The organism is bacterium SCSIO 12643, assembly GCA_024398135.1.
Taxonomy (GTDB): Bacteria; Bacteroidota; Bacteroidia; order Flavobacteriales_G; family Salibacteraceae; genus CAJXZP01.
In genome coordinates, this window is sequence record CP073750.1 from 2943694 (window position 1) to 2964798 (window position 21105).

Here is a 21105-nt window from a genome sequence, read left to right on the forward strand (position 1 = left end):
GATTATATTAAGATACAAAGTCATTTATAAAAGATTATTGGGTTTATGTTTTGAATAAATAAGTTTTTAGAAGTTCATCTCTCTTCAATGGTAATAAGTTTATCCGAATTAAACATGGCCGCAGGTGAAATAACTTTTTCATTTAATGGAATATTAGTTCCGTAGCGCTCATGCATTTTTTGTTTTACCAAAGTGTGAGATAAATCAAATTCGGATAGTTTTTGAAGTTGTCCGATTTCTATATTGAAAGCCTCTTTATAAATTTTCCAAACCAGCTCAGAGCAGTACATACGCTCATCTGACCATTCAAAATAAATATCGTAATCAGAACCTTTATACTGTTCGCCTATGATTTTCATATGTGCTACCGATTTTGGGGTAATGAGACTTTCAGAATTACGAAGCCTTTTGATCACATAATGATCATCTTGCCCTCGCTCAATCCATTTATCTAATGGAGTATAAGTCACGGGTTGTATAGCTTCATAGACATAATAACGATCATTGTTTTCAAAAATAATTCCCATATGACTGTATTTAGAGTGTGTGGCCAGCTGAATAGCTTTACTTTGACTCGAATTGGATGTTTGAAAAATGAGGTCCCCATTTTGGATGCTATGATGCTTTATATTTAATGAATGATGAATAGGTACGGCATGAGTCTGTTGCCCAAGGATAAAATCATACCCAATTAAGACCAGATAAATAAACCCGGTAATGAGAATGGTTCTCAGTAGAAATTTTCGTAGTTGAAGCATAATTGGAGGAGTTACATGGAGAAATTAACGCGAAGTGAATGGTTTTAAGTGTTTTGTTTAACATTTAAAAACATATGAAAATATGGTGAGTATAAGAGGCTTTAAAATCGCTTGTTGTTTTTTACTGAAAAAAGTTTCATCTTGGATGTATGAATACAACTGAACGCGTTCGAATAGATTATAAAAATCGCATTTATAAGGTGGTTGTTTACATTGAAAACAATATTCACTCTGACTTGAGATTGGAAGTTCTGGCAGAGATCGCAAACTTTTCACCTTTTCATTTTCATCGTTTATTCTCAGCTATTTACAAGGAGTCTTTAGGCGCGTATGTAATGCGAAAAAGGATAGAAAGATCAGCACTACATTTGCTAAGAAGAACTTCAGAAACTATTGCTGAAATCGGGACACAATACGGATTTGAAAATCCGTCATCATTTACCCGGGCGTTCAAAAAAAGGTTTAAAATGAGCCCTTCTGAGTTCCTTTCTTTGAACCAAATCGAAATGAGCAAGATTTGTATAGTGGATCGCAAGAATGGTCAAGATGACCCCAATAGTGAAAAATACATTTGTGTCATTAATAACTTAAAAAACTGGTTAAAAATGAACGCAGATGTGCAGGTAAAAGAGTTGCCGAAAAGAAAGGTAGCGTGTATTCGTAAAAGTGGACCCTATACTCAATTGGGAGGGACTTTTGAAAAATTAATGGGCTGGGCCAGAACCCAAATGGATATCACCGATGAATTGAGGCTAACCTGGTATCACGACAATCCTAAACTTACCGATATTGAGGTGGTAGAATGGAGTGCATGTGTAACGGTTTCAGATGAGGTAGAGACCAATTCAGATATCCGATTGGCTGAAATCCCAGGAGGTAAATATGCGACTGGAAGATTCCAGATAACTTCAAAAGACTTTAGCAATGCCTGGGAGAGTATGAGTTTATGGATGGTGGAGAATGGGTATCACAATTGTGATGCAGCTCCATTTGAAATTTACTATAGCAGTAAAGAAGATCATCACAATGATCGATTTGACGTGGAAATTTGTATGCCCATTGAACTGAATTAACTGTAAATGAGAAAGGCTCCGTAAGGAGCCTTTTCTTATGATTCTAATTCTAGTTTTAAAAACTTTCCTGTATGTGAAGTTTTGTGCTGTGCGAGTTTTTCAGGAGTTCCTTCAAAAACTACCTGACCCCCACCTTTTCCGCCTTCCGGACCTATGTCAATGACATAATCCGCCACCTTTATGATATCCAGATTGTGTTCAATAATCAAAACAGTATTTCCTTTTTCTACCAAAGTCTGAAGCACCTCTAATAAAATGCGAATATCTTCAAAATGTAGGCCTGTAGTCGGCTCATCTAAGATGTAGAACGTTTTGCCGGTATTCCGTTTCGATAATTCCGAAGCCAGCTTTACCCTTTGGGCTTCACCACCGGATAGTGTAGTGGAAGCCTGACCTAACGTGATATAACCCAGTCCCACATCCAACATCGTTTTAATTTTTTGAACGATAGATGGAATATGCTCAAAGAACACCACTGCATCGGCAATGGTTAAATTCAGTACATCAGAAATAGACTTTCCTTTGTAACGTACCTCTAAAGTCTCTCTATTGTAACGTTTACCCTGACATTCCTCACATTCCACGTAAACATCAGGTAAGAAGTTCATCTCGATGGTACGTACACCGCCACCCTGACAAGTTTCACATCTGCCGCCTTTAACATTAAATGAAAAACGCCCCGGTTTATAACCTCTGATTTTCGCTTCGGGGATATTGGCAAACAATTGACGAATGTCTGTAAATACACCGGTATATGTAGCTGGGTTTGACCTTGGGGTTCGTCCAATTGGACTTTGATCAATATCGATGACTTTATCAATATGTTCCAGCCCTTCGATCTTCTTAAATGGAAGCGGTTTTTTATTTGATTTATAAATATGCTGATTTAAAGCCGGATAAAGTGTTTCGTTAATCAATGTAGATTTTCCACTTCCGGAAACGCCCGTTACGCAAATCAATGTACCTAATGGAAACTTGGCTTTAACGTTTTTAAGATTATGTCCGGTAGCTCCGGATAATTTTAGAAAATCGCCATTTCCTTTTCTACGTTTCTTTGGAATTTCAATTTGCTTGACACCAGATAAATAATCTGTAGTGGGAGTATGTGCTTTTAATAAATCTTTCCAATGTCCTTGTGCTACAATTTCTCCACCATGAACCCCAGCACCCGGACCAATATCAATTACGTGATCCGCTTGTTCCATCATATCCTTATCGTGCTCCACAACCAGAATACTATTTCCAATATCACGCAGGTCCTTGAGCGCATTAATCAAGCGTTGATTATCACGTTGATGTAACCCAATACTTGGCTCGTCCAGAATGTAGAGAACATCAACCAGTTTAGATCCAATTTGTGTGGCCAAACGAATCCGCTGTGCTTCACCACCGGACAGGGTTTTAGAGCCCCTGTTCAGACTCAAATAATCTAAACCTACATCTAATAAGAAACCCAATCTGGCTCGGATTTCTTTTAAGATATCCTTGGCAATCGTATTTTGGCGTTCAGATAATCTGTCTTCAATATTCGTAAACCAATCTGAAAGTTCATTGATATCCATTTCAGAAAGTTCCGCGATATTTTTATCAGCTATTCTGAAATACAATGATTCTTTCTTTAATCGCGTGCCATCACATGAAGAACAATTGGTTTTATTCATAAAACTCTCTGCCCATCGCGCAAAAGCTTTGGTTGGATTCTCGCTGTATTGTGAGGAAATCCAATTGATGATTCCTTCGAAACTCATTTCTTCAGAATCACGAATACCAAGCGTCTTGTTTTCTATCGTAAATGAGCCTTTTGTACCATGCAAAATAGTATCAATGGCTTCTTCACTAATATCTTTAATAGGAGTGGTCAGTTTGAAGTTGAACTTTTTACCAATGTTTTCAATTTGTTTGAAAATCCAGTTGTTTTGATATTTTCCCAAAGGAGCCAAACCACCTTTTTTGATCGATAGTTTATTGTCAGGGATGATCTTGTCAATATCAATTTCAGAAACCAGTCCTAAACCATTACAACTTGGACAAGCCCCATATGGTGAGTTGAATGAAAACATATTTGGTGCAGGATCGTCATAGGCGATTCCTGAAGTGGGACACATCAATTTACTACTGAAATGTCTTGGGTTTTCACCATTTTGATCCACAATCATAAATGTACCACCACCTTGTTTCATCGCGGTTTTCATGGATTCTGAAATTCGTGCGCGTGCATCTTTGGAAACTTTCACACGATCAATCACAATCTCGATATCATGGATTTTATAACGGTCCAGTTTCATGCCTTTGGTGATGTTTAAAATCTCGCCATCCACACGAACTCTGACATATCCTTTTTTCTGAATGTTTTCGAAAAGTTCACGATAATGTCCTTTACGTCCTTTAACGACAGGAGCCAGAAGCATTAATCCCTGACCTTCGTATTTTTCAAAAATCAACTCTAAGATTTGATCCGAAGAAAACTTGACCATTTTCTCTCCGGTTTTGTACGAATAGGCATCTCCGGCACGCGCATATAGAAGTCGTAAGAAATCGTAGATCTCAGTAATCGTACCTACTGTAGAACGTGGGCTCTTACTTACCGTTTTTTGTTCGATTGAAATTACCGGGCTTAAACCTGTAATCTTATCCACATCCGGACGTTCCATATTACCTAAAAAAGCACGTGCATATGCAGAAAAACTCTCAATATATCGTCTTTGACCTTCGGCATAAATAGTGTCAAAAGCCAGCGAAGATTTTCCACTACCGCTTAATCCGGTAATCACCACCAACTGGTGAGAGGGAATGGTGATGTCAATATTTTTTAAGTTGTGAGATCGCGCTCCAAATACTTCAATTTGATGCGATTCAGATATGCTGTTTTGTTCGGTTTTAGCGCCCATAATTTTCGAATGCCAAATGTAATGAAAGAATAAGGAGTAATAGATCGGTTTAGCGCTTGAAGCTGTACGATTTGGTAAAATATTTAGCAAATATTTTAAAATGTTGGAAATATCATGAGTCTTAAAAATTTACATTTGATATGCTAAAAGAACTGAGTTATGACCGTACAAGAAATCATGCAACAACTCCAGGATTTCGGAGATGAAAATACCAAGAATACTTTAATGAAACATGGCGCACAGGAACCATTTTACGGGGTGAAAGTGGCCGATTTAAAGAAGATTCTGAAAAAGACTAAAAAGAATCATGAGTTGTCTTTGGAGTTGTATGCCACCGGGAATTCAGATGCGATGTATTTAGCGGGCTTGATGGCAGATGAAAAGCAAATCACCAAGATAGATTTAGAGCGGTGGATCGATGAAGCGTATTGGTATTACTTAAGTGAATATGCAGTGGCCTGGGTAGCTGCTGAAACCGATTTTGGATTCGAATTGGGACTGGAATGGATTGATTCAAAAGAAGAAAGAAAAGCTGCTGCGGGCTGGTCAGTATTGGCATATTATGCAGGTGTTAATGCAGATGAGAATTTAGATATTGATCAGTATATGGAACTATTGGAGCGCGTAGGTAATGAAGTGCACCAAGCACAAAATAGAGTGCGATACACTATGAATGGTTTTGTCATTGCCATTGGTTCTTATATCACTGAGTTGACCGCAAAATCAAAAGAAATTGCGGCTAAAATCGGTAAGGTAGCAGTAGAGATGGGGGGAACCGCTTGTAAAGTTCCATTGGCTACAGATTATATCAAAAAAGTGGAGGATAAAGGACGTGTAGGAAAGAAACGTAAGACTGCCAGGTGTTAAGTACACTTGATGCAGAGTGAAACACAATATTTTGACCCGGAATTTGATTTTGCAGACAAATATTGCCGTTTGGCATAATAGATTTTTATTCCCTGGTAAAAAGACACATTTTTGGATGTGTTTTCTTGAAATGGAATTATGAAAAAGTCGGTTAAAGCTTTATTACATGCTGGATTTTGGTTTAGCTATTTGGTGCTGGGAATCGTTATTATTGGAGTGATATATGGTAGTAGACAAGAAATTCAGGAAGCCAAGTTTATTAATGCTTTTTTGACCATAGTTTTCTTTGTGTATTTTCCATCGGCATTATCATTTTATTCCTACTACTTTGTAGTATTTCCCAGATATCTTCAGAAAAACAAAATCTGGCAAGCTGTAATACTAGGGATTCTAACTGCATTTGTGTCTTCGCTGATTGGGAATGTGATATTTTCAATGACCGAGATTGGTTTTCAATGTGCGGCTGATGGTACATGGGAAACATTTTGGGGGGCGGTAGCATTTATTTCGTTTATCGCATTGATCAATGGGGTTGTGGCCATCGTTATTCGAGGGTTTATGACCTGGTATGATCAACTGAAATTGACAGAGCAATTGAGACAAAAGAATCATGAGATGGAATTGTCATTGGTAAAAGCGCAGTTGGATCCACATTTCCTATTCAATACCATTAATAATATTGATGTACTTATCGTTAAAAATGCCGAAGATGCATCTGCATATTTAAACCGACTTTCGGATATCATGCGTTTTATGTTGTTTGAAACTAAAACGGATAATGTTCCTTTATCAAAAGAGATCGTTTATATTGAGAAGTATATTGAATTACAGAAAATTAGAACATCTAATTCGAATTATATTCGTTATCAGGTGACCGGTAGTCCAGAAGGTAAAACCATTGCCCCAATGGTTTTTATCCCTTTTATTGAAAATGCGTTTAAGCACACCACAAATAAGAAGATTGATGATGCCATTAACGTTGAAATTCATATATCTGAGAATGCGGTAGAGTTGATTTGCGTGAACAAATATGATTCGACCAGAAAATTGAAAAAAGATAGCAATGGTTTGGGAAATGAACTGATTCAAAAAAGACTGAATCTAATCTATCCCGATCAACATACTTTGGAAATTATCAATGAAAACGAAATATATCAGGTACGATTAATCATTCACCATGGATAAATATTCTTGCATCATAATTGAAGATGAGCCATTGGCTTTGGAGCGTACAAAAGACTTTGTGGAGAAGATTCCTTTCTTGAAATTAAGTGCATCCTTTGATAACGCTTTGAGTGGACTGTCGTATTTGAAAAAGAACCGAGTAGATCTGTTGTTTTTGGATTTGAATATGGATGAACTTTCGGGAATAGAATTATTGGAGAGTTCAAAGATTGATAGCCAGGTAATCATTACAACAGCCTATCCTGAATATGCCTTAAAAGGGTATGAACTCAATGTTACAGACTATTTATTGAAACCTTTCACATTTGACCGTTTTCTTCAGGCGGTAAATAAAGCGCAGGAAAACATTTCGATTATATCATCAAACCCCACACTTGATTTCATTTTTGTAAAGACCGAAAACAGATTAGAAAAAGTCACTTTAGATGATGTGATTTACATTGAAGGAATGCGCGATTATCGTAGAATTCATACCGTGAATAAACGTATTATGACCCTTCAGAATTTCAAAGAATTAGAACGGATTATTCCATCTAACCTGGTGTGTAGAGTACATAAATCGTATATGGTAGCTCCAAGTAAAATAGACTCTATCGAACGTAGTCGTATTCGCATTGCGGATCAAATTATTCCTATCTCAGACACCTATAGAGAATCATTTTTTCAAATGATCAATAATCAGCCTCAATAGCTAAAATGGTTTGCCGAACGAAATGAGCGTTTGGCAGACACATTTATCGGGTTTGCATATCAAAATTGTAAGGCTAAACCGCTTCATAGACATTTGTTTAAGTATTAAAAACCTATTTAAACATAAACATGAAAAAGTTAATTGCAATTCTGGTATTAATGTATGGTTTGACCACATTAGGACAAGGCCAAAAACTGACGCAAACGGTTAGAGGAACCGTTCTGGATATAGATAGCAGATTACCCTTAATCGGAGCTCAGGTACGACTGGTAGATTCAAATCCTTTGGTTGGAACGGTGACCGATGTGGATGGAAAATTTAGATTAGAAAATGTGCCCTTGGGCAGAATTACTTTGGAGTTTTCTTATGTAGGTTATGAATCTATGAGAGTCCCCAATATTGTGGTGAATTCAGGTAAAGAAGTGATACTGAATATCAATATGCAAGAGGCGGTGGTTAAAATGAACGAGTTCGTGGTTCGGGCAAATGACAACAAAGGAGAAGCTTTAAACGATATGGTAATTACCAGTGGGCGTTCTGTATCTATTGAAGAGACTGAGCGGTATGCAGGAAGTTTTAATGATCCATCAAGAATTCTGGCCAATTTTGCTGGAGTTGGGAATTCACAGGATGGAGGGAATGATATTATCGTAAGAGGAAATTCTCCTAAATACGTACAATGGCGTTTGGAAGGAATTCAAATTACTAACCCGAATCACTTTGCAGATCAAAACTCTGTGGGAGGTGGAATTAGTGCTTTAAACAATAATTTATTGGCCACATCTGATTTTTATACCGGAGCATTTTCCCCGGAGTATGGTGATGTTTTATCCGGAGTATATGATGTGAAGTTGCGATCAGGAAATAATGAAAAATTCGAATCCATTTTTGGCTTGGGGTTACTTGGTACGGATTTGACTATGGAAGGCCCTTTGAAGAAAGGATATGGAGGTTCTTTTTTAGTCAACTACAGATATTCTACAGTTTCATTAATTAACGACTTAGGTTTGGTAGATATTAACGGAACGCCAAGGTTTCAGGATGCCACTTTTAAAATGGTGTTGCCTACCAAAAAAGCAGGAACGTTTTCTGTGTTTGGATTAGGGGGATTGAGTAATTTATCACTAGATGATGTTAAGCAAAATATTTGGGATTTACCGGGAGAGAACGGTTCACGTGAAGAGATTACAGAAGACTTCAGTAAAGATTCATATCTAATGAATTTAGGATTGAATCACACGTTACCCTTGAGTAAGAATAGTTATCTTAAAACTACACTGGCGTATGCTTCAAATGGAGTGAAAGATGACGTGACAGAGAATAGATGGGCCAACGATTCTATTATCAGCAGCGATTATGGCTATAGATCAAAAATTGAAGCTGCAACTTATCGCGGAGCGGTGACCTACAGCAATAAATTGAATGCTAAAAACAAGATTCAAATAGGAACCAGATTCACTTTAGCGGATTATTCTAATAATCAATCTATGGTGCTGGATTCAACTTCAGGTCGTGTAACGTTGGTTGATTTTCATGAGAACATCAGTAATATGAATAATTTCATCAGTTGGAAGCACCGATTGAATGAAAACATCACATTAGTTGGTGGGATTCAAAATATGAATGTACTGTATAATCAGAAAAGTACCATTGAACCAAGATTGGCCGGAAGTATAAAACTAAATACTAAAAACACCCTTACGGCAGGGTATGGATTACACAGTACGATGGAAAGTTTGCATCATTATTTTGCCAAGGTGCAACAACCTGATGGTTCCATTATAGAACCCAATAAAGATTTAGGGTTGCTAAAAGCACATCATTTTGTGGTAGGATTTGAAAGGAGAATTACACCTTCTTTAAGAGCCAAGGTAGAGGTGTATTACCAACATTTGTATGATTTACCAGTAGAGAACAATGACACTAGTTATTACGCTACCATTAATGAAGGGTTGGAGTTTGGTTTTATGGATTTAGTGAACGAAGGAACCGGTAAAAATTATGGTGTTGAATTGACATTGGAGCGTTTCTTCAATAACAATTATTACTTTCTGATAACAGGATCATTTTTCAATTCGAAGTATCAATCACTGGAAGGAGTAGAGAGAAATACTACATACAATAGCAATTATTTGATGAATTTTTTAGCTGGAAAGCAGTTTGATCATCTGGGTAAGAAGAAAAATCAAATTCTATCTCTAAATGCCAAAGTATACTTTGGAGGTGGTCGTAAAATTATACCACTGTTACGTGATGATCAGGGAAATTTAGCGGTAGACCCGGATAATAATCAATACTGGGATTACAAAAAAGCGTACAATAATGATTTGGAGGATGTCTACTCTGTAACGATATCAGCGAGTTATAAGTTTAATAGAGAGAAAACAACCCACGAAATCTTTTTAAACCTGGATAACATTACCAATGCACAAGCTAAGCTTTCTGAGTATTATGATGAAAGCCAGCCGAATAATATTGGATATGTATCGCAGTTCGGTACGTTTCCTAATTTGATGTATCGTATTTATTTTTAAATGATCCGGATGTATGAAAGTACTTGTTTTTAAAACCAATATCATGTCATATCGAAGTGTTGAAAAAGTAAAGCGAGTGATCGATAAACACTTTAAATCCAGGTTTACTGTTGACCTAGAAGATGAGGATCATGTGATGAGAATAGAAACAGAAAATGAGGTGCCGGAGAATATGATTATTCATTTAACCAGGAGAGTAGGGTATCAATGTGAAATTCTAACCGATTAAAAAAGAGTGATGAAAGCAGTAGTAAACGATAATTATGGAACACCGGATGAATTTTACATTCAGGAAATACCCAAACCCAAATGTGGAGATGATGAGGTTTTGATCAAAATAAAAGCAACATCCGTGAATCCATTAGATCGTCATATTCTCAAAGGAGTTCTTCCAGCCAGACCTGTAACTGGATTGTTTAAACCCAAAAACAAAGTGTTGGGAGCGGATTTTTCAGGAGTTATTGTAGCCGTGGGTAAGAATGTGATCAGGTTTAACCCTGGTGATGAGGTTTTTGGAGCCAATGGGAGCAGAACGGGGTTAGGTGCATTTGCAGAATATATTGCGGTTCATGTGAATCATATTGCGTTAAAGCCATCGAATGTTTCTTTTGAAGAGGCAGCAGCAGTGCCTATCGCAGCACTTACGGCATTGCAAGGAATTCGGGCCGGAAAAGTATCACAAGGACATAAGGTTTTAGTAAATGGATCATCCGGAGGGGTAGGTACTTATACCGTACAACTTTTAAAGGTATTGGGAGCTGAGGTAACAGCTGTTTGCAGTCAGAAGAACGTAAACATGGTACGTTCCATTGGGGCAGATCGAGTGATCAATTACAATAACGAAGATTATACAAATACTGGGGAGTTCTATCATGTAATCATTGATAACGTTGGGAATAGAATTGTGGAAGAGAATAGGAAAGTATTGAATATGAAAGGACGTTATATTCTCATTGGGTTTACCTCCTTAAAACTCTTGTTTCGATTTATGTTTCAGTCTCTTTGGTTAAATCGGGGAAGTAAGCGACATTACCAGATGTTGGATATGAAAATCAATACCAAAGATTTAGAATATCTGGCAAAACTAATGGAACAGGGTAAAGTCGTTTCGGTTATCGATCGATATTATGCTTTAGGGCAAATGAAGGAAGCTATGAATTATATGATTCAGGGACATGCCAGAGGAAAAGTGGTGATTAAAGTAAGTGAATAGACCTTGTAGATATGAATGTGCAGGAGTTATTTTATATAATTTCGTCTTCCGGGAGATGTAATAACAGGAATTGAATTAAATGAATAGAGTAGTTGGAATAATGGGTGCGATGCCCGAAGAAATTAATGGTGTAGTTGAATTATTAGAGAATACGGTAGAATTTGAGTTTGGAAAAAGAACTTACTACAAAGGAAGCTATAATGATATTGAAATGGTGGTGGTATTTTCCAGATGGGGAAAAGTAGCTGCGTCCACAACGGTATCTACATTGATTCATGAATTTAAAATTACCGAACTGATTTTTACGGGTGTGGCAGGAGCCTTGCAAAGTGATTTAAACATTGGAGATATCGTTATTGGAAAAAGGTTGATTCAACACGATATGGATGCCCGACCATTGATGCCACAATATGAGATACCTTTATTGGACCAAATGTTTTTTGAGGCCGGATCAGTGCAATTAAAAGTGGCTGAAGATGCGGTGAAAAACCTGTTGGAAGATAAAAAGTTGCATTCAGTGATTGACGATAAAGATTTAGAAGAATTTGAGATTACCGCACCAAAATTGGTAGTTGGAGATATTGCAAGTGGAGATCAATTTTTTTCCTGTAATCATCAAAAAAAGAATCTATTGTCTCAAATTCCCAGTATCCAATGTGTGGAGATGGAAGGTGCAGCGGTGGCTCAGGTATGTTATGAGTATGCGATCCCTTTCATAATTATTCGAACCATTTCCGATGTAGCGGATGAAAAGGCTCCTATTGGTTTTCCCGCATTTATCAAATCTGTGGCAAGCAAATATTCAGTAGAAATTATTAAGTCTTATTGTTCGAGTTATCAATAAGATGCAAATAGGGTGATCTTCCCTGTACGCTTTCGTTTTGTTAAGGTCTGATCCCGGATGTTTTATTTTGAATGAGAATAAATGAAGTGATTAGAGAAATCAAAAAGGCAACTCTTTTTAATATTCTCGTATTATATGTAATCAATATTTAATTCAATTCGAAATGCTTACGATACTATAATAGCTGATTTGTCATATTCAAAAATACTTTAATCTGTATCTGACTAAAACGTTATAAAAATCATTACAAATAATCTTTTTGATAGGTAATTCTTGAATTCGATATCCATAAAAAGATAGGTGATGAATAAAGTGAGGTTCGTTTAAGTTGATCTATTGTTTTCCTGCTCTATTGACCGAATGCTAGAGGGGAAAATATTCGGAAATAGATTGATTCTGAAAATTTAGTTTTTGAATCCTTTAATTAAAGGATTTGTAGGTAATGACCAGAGAAAAATAATCTGGACACATGGGATTTTATTGCCAATAAAGTACACATCTACTGATGAGCGCTTCATGCAATTGTAATTGAAAGAATACCTCTATTCGCAAAAGAATAAGGTGTTTTTAATAGGAATGCTATGTGTGGTTAATATGCCGTTGATTGAGCAATGAATTGTTTGTATCTGTTTGATTGTTTGCTAAATGAAATATAAACCTGAATAAATATACCTGTATGAAAAGAGCGATTTTAAAAACAATGAAAGGAGCGATAATTATCATCCATGTTCCACTTACTTACGTTTGGAAGAATTTAGATATGAAACTGAGCTGGCCGGATTTTTGGCCGGTGTTTAGAAATGTGCCTCATAAAATTTTCGGTGGAGTTGGAGGGGATAGCTATACCGGGTGGGTCTATCAAAGCGGTTATTTTGCTGCGTTACTTAAAGCGTATTCCAAAAAGAAAAGCGCTAATCGGATTTTGGATTTTGGGTGTGGTTACGGAAAAATGGCTTTTCCTGCCTCATCTTTAATAAATAATGGGGGTAAATACGTTGGTGTGGACATTATTGATGAAGTCATTGATTATGGAAATAAAGTATATGCTAAAAATGGAAATTACATTTTCCATTTATCCAAAGACTTTAATCTGAGATACAATAAAAATAACATTGAAACGACCTATGGACTGGATTGGCCGATTGAGGATAAAGAAATAGATATTGTAACTGCTATTTCGGTATTCACGCATTTAAGAGAAGAAGATGCCATGGGGTATATCAATAAAATACATAACGTTCTGAAAAAAGAAGGGATTGCGATTTTGACGTTTCATATTTTAAATGATGAAACAAATCAACCGCGATATAAAACCAGGATGATGCCTTTTCTTTTGGATTTGTTCAGTTTCAGGTATAAGCTTTCTGACCATTGGTATACAAGTGATAAAAAAGTGCCGGAAACCGCAATAGGCATCACCTATGATGGTATCCGAAGACTGATTCATGGAAAGTTTGAAATTAAAAAACGCATAAATGGTTCCACTACCGGAGGGCAGGATTTGTTTCCGCAAGACATTCTAATACTTGAAAAGCTTTGATCTTAGTTTGTGGAGAATGGTGCGGGTTTAGAAATCAATCATCAATCCAATAGAAGGTAAAACTGTTCCGGAGGTATTTTGAATCTCTCTGGTTAAATATGCATTTGGATTTATTGGGTTTTCAATTGGATTCCCATTGGCATCTCTATATACATCCAGGTATGGCTGACTTTCTGCCTGGAAGTTATAGATGTTTTGGATGTCCAGATATGCATTTAAAGACCACTTTTTGAAATACCACTTTTTGTCCAGACGTACATCTAAACCGTGAGATAACGGTAAACGCTCCGTATTTAAACGATCGTAATCCGGAATCCCCTGATTGGTTACATCCCAATTGGCTTTTAGAGAAGAGGTCGCAATATCATATGGTGTATATGGTGCGCCACCCAGAAGTCTGAATTTAACACCAAGTTCCCAGTCTTTTTTGAATTTTTTACCTGCCGTTAGGTTTAAGATGTGGCGGTTGTCCCATGAAGAAGGAATATATACTCCATTTTTATCCTCAAATTCACTACGAACGAATGTATAAGAAATCAATCCATAGATACTTGAGGTCAGTTTTTGTTGTACAAAAAACTCAACACCATACGCCTTCCCCTGGGAGATAGATGCTACAGGCTCATTTCCAACCACACCAAAATCGCTACCCAGATTGGCCAATGAAATACTATCATTCAATGAGAATGGATAATCACTATACCATTTATGGAAACCTTCAATGGTCACTTTGGTAGAGTTGTTTGGAAAGTATTCGAATCCAGCAACGATGTGGTCTGATTTAATGTACTTTACATTATTGTCTTTATTGACCAGATTATCGTTTTGATCTCGATACCCTAAAACGGTGTAAGCCGGTAATTGATAATATCTACCTGTATTGAAATTGAAATTCACCTTTGGAGTAATCACATAAGACGCGGAAAATCGAGGAGACAATTGATCCAATGGATTGCTCATGCTGGATGAATAATCATTGAAATCTGTTCTTAACCCAACGGATAAAGACAATCGGTTTTCAAAAACTGCTTTGCTGACCTGAGTGAATAAAGCGAATTTGTTAAACGTTAAATCAGATTCGAAATCAATAAGTTGTACGGCTCCATTAATTACCGTTTTATTGTAGGTAGAGTTGTAATAAGATACATTTTGGAAGCCTCCACCAATGTTCCACTTCCAACCTTTTTTGCGGTAGGTGTTTTCAACTCGAACTTTGTTTTCCGTTTCTTTTGATTTGTAGTTCAGAATCAGATTGTCCGGATTTTCAATATTGTTTTTGTATTTGTAAGACTCATTAAAAAGTTCATTTCTACTCACCACAAAAGTCTGATAACTGTGTTTCGAAAAGTGTTTCCAGTTGGCTCCAATAGTATAGTTCCATTGGGTATTCACCGGAAGATTATTGAGAATGTATTCATTTCTCTCAATCACCTCCCGATCAGTTTCGCCATCATTTACGCTTTGATTCAGTTCAAAATCATCAATAGCCGCTAAACCAATAATGTTAAGTGTGTTTTTAGAATTGATTTTAAAAGTGTGTTTGTATTGAAAATCGTTATAAGTCGGTAAGAAAGGAAGTTTTAATGCTTTGAATAAAAACTGAAGATATGATCTACGTGCAGAAAAGATAAAGGAAGATTTCTTACCCATTGGGCCATTTAATGTCAACCCAAGATCACTAGAGCCTAATAAAAATGTTCCGGTAAGCTTTTCATCATTTCCTTCAATCTGTTTGAAGTCCATTACCGAACTCAATGCATTTCCTCTATTGGTAGGAAATGCACCCGCATAGAAATCGACTTCCTGAATAAAGTTCACATTTAACATCCCCACAGGACCACCGGAAGAACCTTGCGTGGCAAAGTGGTTGATATTGGGAACTTCAATTCCATCAAGAAAGAATCTATTCTCGCTTGGGGCCCCACCGCGTACAATAATATCATTTCTAAAAGAAGTTGAAGAAGCCACACCTGGTAAGATTTGAATCACTTTAGAGATATCTCTGTTCCCACCCGGATTGCGGTAAATCTCAGCAGAATTAATGGTGCGCATACTAATTGGGCTTTCCTCTTTTTTAACGAATGGATTTGCTGTAATCTCAAATTCTTTTAATTCTGATGAGGTTTCGGTTAAAGGAATATTTAGAATGGTGGGTTTGGCTGTGGAAACCTGAATTTCGTAAAATACGGCTTTTTTAAAACCGATTGTACTACATACTACTGAGTAAATACCGGGTTTTAAATTCTCTATTCTATAGTTCCCATCAATATCAGAGGTGGCTCCAATTTGCGTGCTGTCAATAATGACATTGGCAAATGGAATAGGCTCATTATTAATACTATTGAAAATTCGGCCTTTAATTACTCCGGTTTGTGCATAAGTTGAACCGGAGATTATTAGTAAACAGATAGTGTAAAAATAAAATCGAAGTTTCATTTCATTTAATTTTGTAATGCAAAAGTAATTTTATTTGTTTAATATTGTTTTAAAATCTTTAAACAAAAATCATAAGTGAGTGTTAAAACAGATTTTTCGATCAAGGATCTAGAGAATTTAAGTGGGGTAAAAGCGCATACCATTAGAATATGGGAAAAGCGCTACGATTTACTAGAACCGCAGCGTACAGATACCAATATCCGTAGTTATGATGGGCATAATCTTCAACGATTGCTTAATGTGGCTATGTTGGTAGAGCGGGGATACAAGATCTCTAAGTTATCCAAATTAGGAGATGAGCAACTTTTCGCTACAGTTAGGGAAGAGCTGTTAAACAAAGGAAATCATAGATTCTATTTGAATGAGTTCAAAATGTCTATGCTGAACTTTGATCAGGAATTATTTGATAGTACCTACAATAAGTTGTTAGCGGATTTTTCGTTCCGGGAAATTTTCAAAAAGATATTTGTTGATCTATTAGAAGAGATAGGTGTATTGTGGATGACGGATACGATAACCCCTGCACATGAGCATTTTATATCTACATTGATTCAACAAAAAATCCTGATAAACATAGAAAGAGTTCAGGGGAATGTATCTCAAAAGGACAAGACATTTGTTTTGTTCTTACCTCTAAATGAAATCCATGAACTCGGATTGTTATACACGCATTTTGAGTTGCTTTTAAAAGGATACCGTTCTATTTATTTGGGCGCAAGTGTTCCCGTGGATAACCTTATAGAACTGCGTAATATGTTTAGCAATATTGTTTATGTGAGTTACTTTACCATATACCCTGAAAAAGAAAAAGTAGCAGAGTATGTGAATCATATTGGAACGGAAGTTTTGGATAAGAATAATGAAGAATTGTGGATTTTGGGAAGGAATACCCGAGACCTGGATTCTCAATTATTGCATAAATCTGTGAAGGTATTTGAAAAAATTGATGATGTGGTCGCCCTGGTTTAACTGGGGTTTCGAGTGATTTTTACATTTTGTTTAATGATTTTTCAAAAAGATTAAACAAAATAAATATCTTTGTTGCGTTATGCGAACAAAGATTGTTATCATAGGAGCCGGATTTTCATCCATTTCAGCAGCATGCTACCTGGCCAATCAAGGTTACGAGGTACATGTACATGAAAAGAATTCTCAATTAGGTGGACGCGCGCAACAATATCAGAAAGATGGATTCCTTTTTGATATGGGGCCGACCTGGTATTGGATGCCAGATGTGTTTGATCGTTTTTTTGCGGATTTTGGCAAAAAGACCAGCGACTACTACACTATTGAAAAACTGTCACCTGCCTACCGCGTATTTTTTGGACAGAATGACTTTATAGATATTCCGGATAATTTACCCGATATCATTAATGTATTTGAGCGCATTGAAAAAGGAGCAGGTCAAAAATTAGCAAACTTTATAGATAAGTCCAGATCGAATTATGACATTGCCATAAAAAAACTGGTATATCAACCGGGATTAAGCCCTTTGGAATTGGTAACCCCGGAAACAGTATTAGAATTACCACAGTTTATAAGAACTATACGAAACGCAGTTTATGCGGAATTTAAAAATCCGAAACTCCGACAAATTTTAGAATTCCCGGTCTTGTTTCTGGGTGCGAAACCATCTGATACCCCATTATTTTACAACTTTATGAACTATGCAGATTTTGGTCTGGGTACCTGGTACCCTAAAGGCGGAATGAAATCTGTGGTAGATGGGATGGTACAATTGGCTGAGGAATTGGGCGTGAGATTCCACACGAATTCTCAAGTAGAAGGTCTTTTATTAGACGATGACAATCAAGTTTACGGAGTGAGTGTCGATAAATTTGATATCCCAGCCGATTTAGTACTATCCGGTGCCGATTATCAATTTACGGAAACATTATTAGAACCAGACTTAAGGTCGTATTCAGATAAGTACTGGGACAAGAGAGTGATGGCACCATCTGCATTATTGTTTTATGTGGGTTTTGATCAGCCGCTGTCTAATGTGTTACATCATACATTGTTTTTTGATGTGCCATTTGATACGCATGCACAGGACATTTATGATGAACCCATGTGGCCTAAAGAGCCATTGTTCTATGCCAGTTTCTCTTCAAAAACGGATGCTATTGTAGCCCCGGAAGGTCAGGAAGCTGCAACATTTTTGATTCCATTGGCTCCGGATTTGGAAGATACTCCAGAGTTAAGAGAGAAATACTTTAACATTATAATAGATCGTATGACTCAATTAACTGAGCAAGATTTGAAACCACATGTGTTATTCAAAAAATCATATTGTGTAAAAGACTTCAAAGAAGATTACAATTCATTTAAAGGCAATGCTTATGGTATGGCCAATACTTTATTTCAAACAGCCTTCTTAAGACCCAAACTAAAAAGTAAAAAAGTTCCGAATCTATATTATACCGGGCAACTCACTGTTCCCGGTCCTGGAGTGCCGCCTGCACTCATATCCGGAAAAATTGTTTCAGAATTAATCAATAAAAGCCAGAAATCATGAAAACTTTATTTGACGAAGTCTCGTATGAGTGTAGCAAAGAGATCACCAAGAAGTATAGCACATCATTCTCTTTGGCCGTAAAAATGTTGTCTCCGAAAATTCAGGATGCGATTTATGCCATCTATGGATTTGTCCGTGTGGCAGATGAAATTGTAGACTCTTTTCACGCCTATGATAAGGAAGAATTGCTGGATGAGTTTGAAGCCAATCTAAAACTTTCGCTTGAGCGAAAAATTAGTTTGAATCCTGTGCTGAATTCATTTCAGGAAGTGGTTCACCGTTACCATATTGATTATGATCTGATTGATGCGTTTTTGAAAAGTATGCGTGCAGATTTACATAAAAATACATATACGAGTTTCGAAGGTTATCAAGAGTATATCTACGGTTCGGCAGATGTGGTAGGATTGATGTGCTTAAAAGTTTTTGTAAGTGGAGATGCTGAGAAATATGAAGAGTTGAAAGGTGCAGCGATGAAATTGGGAAGTGCTTTCCAAAAAGTGAATTTCTTACGTGATTTTAAAGAGGATTCTGATGTTCTTGACCGTACTTACTTTCCACATTTGTATAACAAACCATTTGGGGTAGATACGAAAAAGTTGATTATTGAAGAAATCAAAGATGATTTTGAGCAAGCGTATATCGGAATCAAAAAGCTGCCATTGGAAGCCAGGTTTGGAGTATATACAGCTTATATCTACTATAAGAAACTCTTGAAGAAACTAATTCAGGCGGATGTGGAAGAAATCAAAATGAGTAGAATTCGTGTGAGTAATCCAACAAAAATGGCTTTACTGGCCAAATCATTCGTAAACCATAAGTTGAACTTACTGTGAGAATAATCCTGTCTATATTTCTGATCATTATTTCTACATGGAGTTTTGCCGGGAATGATGTGGCGCATTTCAGAACCCTGTTTCAAAATGCTTCTTCGGAATCTGACTTTGAAAGAATACTGGAAACGGAAATCGAGGGAGCTTCAGCAACAGAAATCAATATCATTGAAGCATATAAGGCGGTAGCGCATGCTACCATGGCAAAATATGCTTTCAATCCGTATTCTAAAATGAAATACTTCAATGAAGGTCGGGATCAATTGGAAGCATTAATTGCGAAAGATAAATCGATAGATAATGTATTTTTAAGATTGATTTTACAATTGAATACACCTGATTTTTTGAACTACAATAATGAGATTGAACAGGACTTAAAATTCTTTATTGCGCAGGTGAATACCGCGGGATTAACTCCAGATCATAAAGCATTTATGATTGAGACTATTTTGGAAGGAAAAAAAGACGACCTGGAGTTTCGAGATTTGTTCGATATTTTGGAAAGAATGAATGACATAAAAATTTAATAGAGATGATTTTTGCAATAACATTATTCATCACATTTATAGCAATGGAAGGTGTGGCCTGGTGGATGCATAAGTACATCATGCATGGCATGTTTTGGAACTTGCATGAAGACCACCACACCAAATCCAGTCACCATTCTGTATTTGAAATGAATGATACTTTTTTCATTTTTTTCTCAGTTCTGGCCATTGGTAGTTTTCTGGGGTGGCAGTATTGGGACTCTGTGGTTTTATTGGCCATCGGTAGTGGAATTTCGTTATACGGTCTGGTGTATTTTATCATTCATGATTTGTTTATTCACCAAAGAATAAAGATTTGGAGAAATACGAAGAATCCTTATTTATTGGCGATCCGAAGAGCTCACAAAGTTCACCATAAACATTTGGGTAAACACGATGGAGAGTGTTTTGGGATGCTTTGGGTGCCGATTAAATATTATAAAAAGTACGCGAAGTAATGTCTCTGTATCTCTGGATAAATATTCTGGCGATTTCCGTTCCTTTAATAGCGAGTTTTGATCATCGAATTCAGCTGCATAAGAAATGGAAGTTTGTGATTCCTGCCATTTTTATATCTATGGTGCCTTACATTATTTGGGATGTGATTTTTACGCATCATGGATTTTGGGGATTTAATCCGGAATATCTTCAAGGTATTGATTTGATCAATTTACCGCTCGAAGAATGGTTGTTTTTTATAGCGATTCCTTATGCCTGCATTTTCACACATTATACGTTGACAAAACTTAATCCCGGACTTAAATTGGGAATGGAAGCCGTAAAAGCGATTACGGTTGTGCTCCTGGTTGAGTTTGTGGTGCTCGCTATTATATACTATGATAATTGGTATACACTCATTGATGTCATTTTTGCTTTTATCATTTTAGGGGCGACCTATAAATGGGCAGCACCGCTATTACAATCGTATTATCTGACATTCCTCGTGATTTTAATTCCCTTCTTTATTGTGAATGGAGTCCTGACAGGTACTGGAATTACGGATGAAGTGGTGTGGTATAATGAAGCTGAGTTTATTGGAATCCGTCTGGGAACGATCCCCGCAGAAGATACTATTTACGCATTCTCCATGATTTTGTTGAATTTGTTGTTGGTGGAGGTGATGGGCTGGAGAAAGAGCTAGAGTGGACTCAATCTTAAGTATTTCTAAACTCCAATAAGGGTTTGGAAGAGGTAAGTA

At 36.7% G+C, this 21105-nt stretch carries 18 protein-coding genes; 15 read left to right on the plus strand and 3 right to left on the minus strand.

The genetic code is table 11. From position 1 onward, the window contains the following. Positions 1–74: 74 nt before the first annotated feature. A complete protein-coding gene (locus KFE94_12985) occupies positions 75–758 on the minus strand; it encodes a YiiX family permuted papain-like enzyme (GenBank protein UTW65564.1) in 684 nt (227 codons plus the stop codon). 149 nt (positions 759–907) lie between these two features. Between KFE94_12985 and KFE94_12990 the strand changes: the two genes are divergently transcribed. Beyond that, on the plus strand, positions 908–1831 hold the full coding sequence (locus tag KFE94_12990; GenBank protein UTW65565.1) for an AraC family transcriptional regulator: 924 nt from the start codon (positions 908–910) through the stop codon (positions 1829–1831). Between the two features lie 35 nt (positions 1832–1866). Here the strand turns inward: KFE94_12990 and uvrA are convergent, their stop codons facing one another. Beyond that, a complete protein-coding gene (uvrA, locus tag KFE94_12995; GenBank protein ID UTW65566.1) occupies positions 1867–4719 on the minus strand; it encodes an excinuclease ABC subunit UvrA in 2853 nt (950 codons plus the stop codon). 159 nt (positions 4720–4878) lie between these two features. On the opposite strand from uvrA, the gene KFE94_13000 reads away from it, so the two are divergent. From KFE94_13000 to KFE94_13035, 8 genes are all read left to right on the plus strand, one after another. Continuing rightward, entirely contained in the window at positions 4879–5586 is a 708-nt protein-coding gene (locus tag KFE94_13000) for a DNA alkylation repair protein (protein UTW65567.1), read from the plus strand. Positions 5587–5724: 138 nt separating this feature from the next. Further along, positions 5725–6771, plus strand: a complete 1047-nt coding sequence (locus KFE94_13005) for a histidine kinase (GenBank protein ID UTW65568.1) — start codon at positions 5725–5727, stop codon at positions 6769–6771. Further along, positions 6764–7462 (plus strand): response regulator transcription factor, encoded by a 699-nt coding sequence (locus KFE94_13010; protein ID UTW65569.1) that lies wholly within the window; start codon positions 6764–6766, stop codon positions 7460–7462. Before KFE94_13005 ends, KFE94_13010 begins: the two co-directional genes overlap by 8 nt. 128 nt (positions 7463–7590) lie before the next feature. Next, on the plus strand, positions 7591–9996 hold the full coding sequence (locus tag KFE94_13015) for a TonB-dependent receptor (protein UTW65570.1): 2406 nt from the start codon (positions 7591–7593) through the stop codon (positions 9994–9996). A gap of 13 nt (positions 9997–10009) precedes the next feature. After that, positions 10010–10225 carry a hypothetical protein gene (locus tag KFE94_13020; protein UTW65571.1) on the plus strand — a complete coding sequence of 72 codons (216 nt, stop codon included), beginning with the start codon at positions 10010–10012 and terminating at the stop codon, positions 10223–10225. Positions 10226–10234: 9 nt separating this feature from the next. Continuing rightward, positions 10235–11209 (plus strand): NAD(P)-dependent alcohol dehydrogenase, encoded by a 975-nt coding sequence (locus tag KFE94_13025; protein ID UTW65572.1) that lies wholly within the window; start codon positions 10235–10237, stop codon positions 11207–11209. Positions 11210–11288: 79 nt separating this feature from the next. Next, complete coding sequence (locus KFE94_13030; GenBank protein UTW65573.1) at positions 11289–12053, plus strand: 5'-methylthioadenosine/adenosylhomocysteine nucleosidase; 765 nt, start codon at positions 11289–11291, stop codon at positions 12051–12053. Between the two features lie 676 nt (positions 12054–12729). After that, positions 12730–13593 (plus strand): class I SAM-dependent methyltransferase, encoded by an 864-nt coding sequence (locus KFE94_13035; protein ID UTW65574.1) that lies wholly within the window; start codon positions 12730–12732, stop codon positions 13591–13593. Positions 13594–13620: 27 nt separating this feature from the next. Here KFE94_13035 and KFE94_13040 read toward each other — a convergent pair whose 3' ends face one another. After that, positions 13621–16029, minus strand: coding sequence for a TonB-dependent receptor (locus KFE94_13040; GenBank protein UTW65575.1), 2409 nt, complete (start codon positions 16027–16029; stop codon positions 13621–13623). Between the two features lie 75 nt (positions 16030–16104). Between KFE94_13040 and KFE94_13045 the strand changes: the two genes are divergently transcribed. From KFE94_13045 to KFE94_13070, 6 genes are all read left to right on the plus strand, one after another. Further along, on the plus strand, positions 16105–16998 hold the full coding sequence (locus tag KFE94_13045) for a MerR family transcriptional regulator (protein UTW65576.1): 894 nt from the start codon (positions 16105–16107) through the stop codon (positions 16996–16998). A 79-nt stretch (positions 16999–17077) separates the two neighbouring features. Then, on the plus strand, positions 17078–18547 hold the full coding sequence (gene crtI, locus KFE94_13050; protein ID UTW65577.1) for a phytoene desaturase: 1470 nt from the start codon (positions 17078–17080) through the stop codon (positions 18545–18547). Next, complete coding sequence (locus KFE94_13055) at positions 18544–19383, plus strand: phytoene/squalene synthase family protein (protein ID UTW65578.1); 840 nt, start codon at positions 18544–18546, stop codon at positions 19381–19383. Before crtI ends, KFE94_13055 begins: the two co-directional genes overlap by 4 nt. Next, entirely contained in the window at positions 19380–19907 is a 528-nt protein-coding gene (locus KFE94_13060; GenBank protein ID UTW65579.1) for a hypothetical protein, read from the plus strand. Before KFE94_13055 ends, KFE94_13060 begins: the two co-directional genes overlap by 4 nt. Next, on the plus strand, positions 19907–20365 hold the full coding sequence (locus KFE94_13065) for a sterol desaturase family protein (protein ID UTW68276.1): 459 nt from the start codon (positions 19907–19909) through the stop codon (positions 20363–20365). The genes KFE94_13060 and KFE94_13065 overlap by 1 nt, the downstream gene beginning before the upstream one ends. Beyond that, positions 20365–21048: a lycopene cyclase domain-containing protein gene (locus KFE94_13070; protein UTW65580.1), complete on the plus strand. Its 684-nt coding sequence runs from the start codon at positions 20365–20367 to the stop codon at positions 21046–21048. The genes KFE94_13065 and KFE94_13070 overlap by 1 nt, the downstream gene beginning before the upstream one ends. The last annotated feature ends 57 nt before the right edge of the window (positions 21049–21105 follow it).